Source organism: Microcystis sp. M049S2 (genome assembly GCF_020245625.1).
GTDB classification, from domain to species: domain Bacteria; phylum Cyanobacteriota; class Cyanobacteriia; order Cyanobacteriales; family Microcystaceae; genus Microcystis; species Microcystis ichthyoblabe_A.
Genome location: NZ_JADBUN010000267.1, coordinates 1 through 4,433 on the forward strand (window position 1 = coordinate 1; position 4,433 = coordinate 4,433).

The 4,433-nt window shown below is 47.7% G+C and carries 1 protein-coding gene, 2 tRNA genes and 2 rRNA genes; all 5 read right to left on the reverse strand.

Going from position 1 to position 4,433, the window contains the following annotated elements:
• Nucleotides 1–412, reverse strand: a 412-nt coding sequence (locus tag IM496_RS20680) for a hypothetical protein (protein ID WP_287663114.1), incomplete at its 3' end; no start/stop codon positions are given.
• A 471-nt stretch (nt 413–883) separates the two neighbouring features.
• Nucleotides 884–994 (reverse strand): 5S ribosomal RNA (rrf, locus tag IM496_RS20685).
• A 64-nt stretch (nt 995–1,058) separates the two neighbouring features.
• Nucleotides 1,059–3,872: ribosomal RNA gene (locus IM496_RS20690) — 23S ribosomal RNA — on the reverse strand.
• 195 nt (nt 3,873–4,067) lie between these two features.
• Nucleotides 4,068–4,144: transfer RNA gene (locus tag IM496_RS20695), tRNA-Ala, on the reverse strand.
• Nucleotides 4,145–4,235: 91 nt separating this feature from the next.
• Nucleotides 4,236–4,309 (reverse strand) — tRNA-Ile (locus tag IM496_RS20700).
• Between the last annotated feature and the right edge of the window lie 124 nt (nt 4,310–4,433).

The window sequence follows — 4,433 nt, forward strand, 5'->3', positions numbered from 1 at the left end:
CTGCGATGAGCAAGGGTTTCCAGGCATCGCGGAGATAGGTTTGGTAAATGAGTAATTCTGCATCGGTTGGCAATTTATTGCGCGAGCGGTGTTCATCTCGGTAGCGCTCAAAGAGCAGGGTAATGTTATTGATGATGGGGAGGAAGCGGGAATTGAAGGGACGAGATTCATATTGCAGGGCTATGATGCGAATTGATTTTTCAACGTTGGCGTATTTCTTGCTGTGTAGGGAGAATTTTCTTTGGGAGGAATCCGCCAGACGCAGGTTGATATAGAGTTGATCTGTTTTTGCAATGGTTGATACCAATTGACGATAAAGATCCGGGTCGAAATCGGGTAACCGGGTCATACGACATTGCAATGAGGAAAGTAGGATAATGATTAAAATAAGGCGGCGAAGTAATTGTTGCATGCTCTCGTGCTTATTTGTCTAAGGTACTAATGGGGAAAGGGAGTGAGACTCCGTTAAAACACTGAATTCAAGAAAATAGGTTGAAATAACGGGTAGGTAATACCGTGAAAAAACGGGATGTGAAAACAGTAAATATAGAAGGAAGCCAGTGTCCGTAAACCATTTGTCAGAGTGTCTCGGATGTAGCTTGAGATTAGTCCTTTGTAGTCGGGCAGTAACAGTAGTGTGAGTGTGGGGATGAGATTTTTCACACTCACTCTCACACTCACGCTGGCCCATTGGAGTGAGTGTGGGGATGAATTTTTTCACACTCAATCTCAAACCCACACTGGCCCATTGAAGTGAGTGTGGGGATGAATTTTTTCACACTCAATCTCAAACCCACACTGGCCCCATTGGTGGGAAGAGAGAAACTTTATGGGGAAATAAAAAAAAAGCCTCACTGAAATCAATCAATGAGGCTCTCAATAAATATGGCAGCTACCTACTCTCCCGGCGTAATGCAAGTACCATCGGCCATGGGGGACTTAACTTCTCTGTTCGGAATGGGAAGAGGTGAACACCCCCGGCAAAACCACCATAAGCTGTTGCGGTTGTTAACAACCAATAATGTACATATTGGGAAGCTGATCAAAGAACAAGAAAAAAAATAAAGCTTACGGGCAATTAGTACTACTCGGCTTTACTGTTACCAGTTTTACACCTGTAGCCTATCAACGTCATAGTCTTTGACGACCCTTAAAAGTAAACTCATCTTGTGGAAGGTTTCACGCTTAGATGCTTTCAGCGTTTATCCTTGCCGTGCATAGCTACTCTGCATTACACCTGGCGGCATAACAGATACACCAGCGGCACGTACGACCCGGTCCTCTCGTACTAAGGTCATGTCCACTCAATTTACTAGCGCCCACCACAGATAGGGACCGAACTGTCTTGCGACGTTCTGAACCCAGTTCACGTGCCACTTTAATCGGCGAACAGCCGAACCCTTGGGACCTTCTCCAGCCCCAGGATGTGACGAACCGACATCGTGGTGCCAAACCTTACCGTCGATATGAGCTCTTGGGTAAGATCAGCCTGTTATCCCCGGAGTACCTTTTATCCTTTGAGCGATGGCCCTTCCATGCAGAACCACCGGATCACTTTAGCCAGCTTTCGCTCCTGCTCGACGTGTTTGTCTCACAGTCAAGCACCCTTTTACTAATGCGCTCTGCGTACGATTACCAACCGTACTGAGGGTACCTTTGCGAGCCTCCGTTACTTTTTAGGAGGCGACCACCCCAGTCAAACTACCCACCATGCAATGTCCCCGCTTTTGGCGGGTTAGGTTCTAAGCAACAAAAGGTTGGTATTTCAACGATGACTCCACAACACCTGGCGATGCTGCTTCATAGTCTCCCAACTATCCTACACATTTGTTGCTCAAAATCAATGCAAAGTTGTAGTGAAGGTTCACGGGGTCTTTCCGTCCCGTGGCGGGTAACCGGCATCTTCACCGATACTACAATTTCACCGGGCTCGTGGAGGAGACAGTGTTCAACTCATTAGACCATTCGTGCAGGTCGGAACTTACCCGACAAGGAATTTCGCTACCTTAGGACCGTTATAGTTACGGCCGCCGTTTACTGGGGCTTCAGTCAGGAGCTTTGGCTTGCGCCGAACACCCTTCCTTAACCTTCCAGCACCGGGCAGGTTTCAGGCTCTATACGTCAACTTACGTTTTTGCAGGGCCCTGTGTTTTTGTTAAACAGTTGGTTGAACCAATTTACTGAGACCGTCAGAGACGGTACGCTTTATCCCGAAGTTACAGCGTCAATTTGCCTAGTTCCTTCTCCACGGCTCACCCGAGCGCGTTAGAATACTCATCCCGTCTACCTGTGTCGGATTCCGGTACTGGCTGCTATACTCGCTTTTCTTGGCAGGGATTTTATGATTTCGCTTTGTCCGAAGACTCCACTCAGGCGCACATCCGTCTGTACGCAACCACCACGTCCCTGCGTCACTTTTAATGTATAGCAGGTGAAGGAATATTAACCTTCTTTCCATCAGATACCCCTTTCGGGTTTTCCTAAGGACCAGACTAACCCTGATCCGATTAACGTTGATCAGGAAACCTTAGACTTTTCGCGTTAAAGTTTTTCACTTTAATTATCGTTACTTATGCCTACATTTTCTTTTCAAATCGCTCCAGCATGGCTCGCGCCACACCTTCGATGCAGATTTGAATGCTCCCCTACCACACTCTGCCAAAGGCAGAGGTTTAGAACTTCGGTTCATAGTTTGATGCCCGATTATTTTCCGTGCAGGATCTCTCGACCAGTGAGCTGTTACGCACTCTTTAAATGAATGGCTGCTTCCAAGCCAACATCCTGGCTGTTATAGAAATCCCACCTCGTTTGATCAACTTAACTATGTATTAGGGACCTTAGTTGCTAATCTGGGTTATTTCCCTCTCGGCCACGGACCTTAGCGCCCGCAGCCTCACTCCCGGAGATATATGATAGCATTCGGAGTTTGTCAGGGTTTGGTAGGCGGTGAAGCCCCCTAGCCCAATCAGTAGCTCTACCTCTATCATACTTCTATATCCGAGGCTGTTCCTAAAAACATTTCGGGGAGAACGAGCTATCTCTCAGTTTGATTGGCCTTTCACCCCTATCCACAGGTCATCCCAAGACTTTTCAACGTCAACGGGTTCGGTCCTCCATTCTGTGTTACCAGAACTTCAACCTGCCCATGGATAGATCACAAAGTTTCGCGTCTACCCCGACTGACTAATCGCCCTATTTGGACTCGCTTTCGCTTCGGCTCCGTTAAATAAGAACTTAACCTCGCCAGTCAGGAGTAACTCGTAGGCTCATTATGCAAAAGGCACGCCGTCATCCGCCAAAGGCGGACTCCGACCGCTTGTAGGCGTACGGTTTCAGGTACTATTTCACTCCCCTGTTCGGGGTGCTTTTCACCTTTCCCTTACGGTACTGGTTCACTATCGGTGTCTGAGGAGTATTTAGCCTTACCAGATGGTGCTGGCAACTTCACGCAAGATTCCTCCGGTCCCGCGCTACTCAGGATACTGCTCGTCCTTGTTAATTTGTATCTACAGGGCTATCACCTGCTATGGCTCAACTTTCCAGAAGATTCGATTTGATAACAATTTCTAAATGCAGTCCTATAACCCCGGATCGGCACGCCGACCCGGTTTGGGCTGTGCCCTTTTCGCTCGCCACTACTTAGGGAATCACTGTTGTTTTCTTTTCCACCCGGTACTTAGATGTTTCAGTTCTCGGGGTTGGCTCTCCAACTTACGCCGGAGTAACACACCTTCAGTGTGCTGGGTTGTCCCATTCGGAGATCTACGGATATAACGATCGTGTGCATCTTCCCGTAGCTTTTCGCAGCTTACCACGTCCTTCTTCGCCTCTCAGACCCAAGGCATCCACCATACGCCCTTGTTTGCTTTAAAGAATTTATCGGTAATGGCTTTGCATAAGAACCATTACCATTCTTGTTTTTTGATTTCGCTTTCCCAATATGTCAAAGAACTATAACCATCCATTGAATTGCTTCAACTTAGGTCGTTGCAGATGTTCAGGTAATGAACCTGGTGGCCCGAAGCCAACATCTAAATAAAGAACTGTATCCGACTACTCTTTTCCTCTGGTGGAGGATATCGGAGTCGAACCGATGACCCTCTGCGTGCAAGGCAGATGCTCTAGCCAACTGAGCTAACCCCCCGGATTGACGGTATGTCAGCACCGACCAAAATCCCAATACCGTCATCGGCTGGGTGATCCGGCAGAGCTGAACCCCCGCTTGTGTTACTAAGTAGACCCGACCAGAGTTGAACTGGTGACCTCTACATTATCAGTGTAGCGCTCTAACCAACTGAGCTACGGGTCTGATTCGGGTACTATTAGTACAAACAAAGAACAAAATTGAAAGAAGTGGAAACAACAGCAATGGTAAGCAGTATCTCTAAAAGGAGGTATTCCAGCCGCACCTTCCGGTACGGCTACCTTGTTAC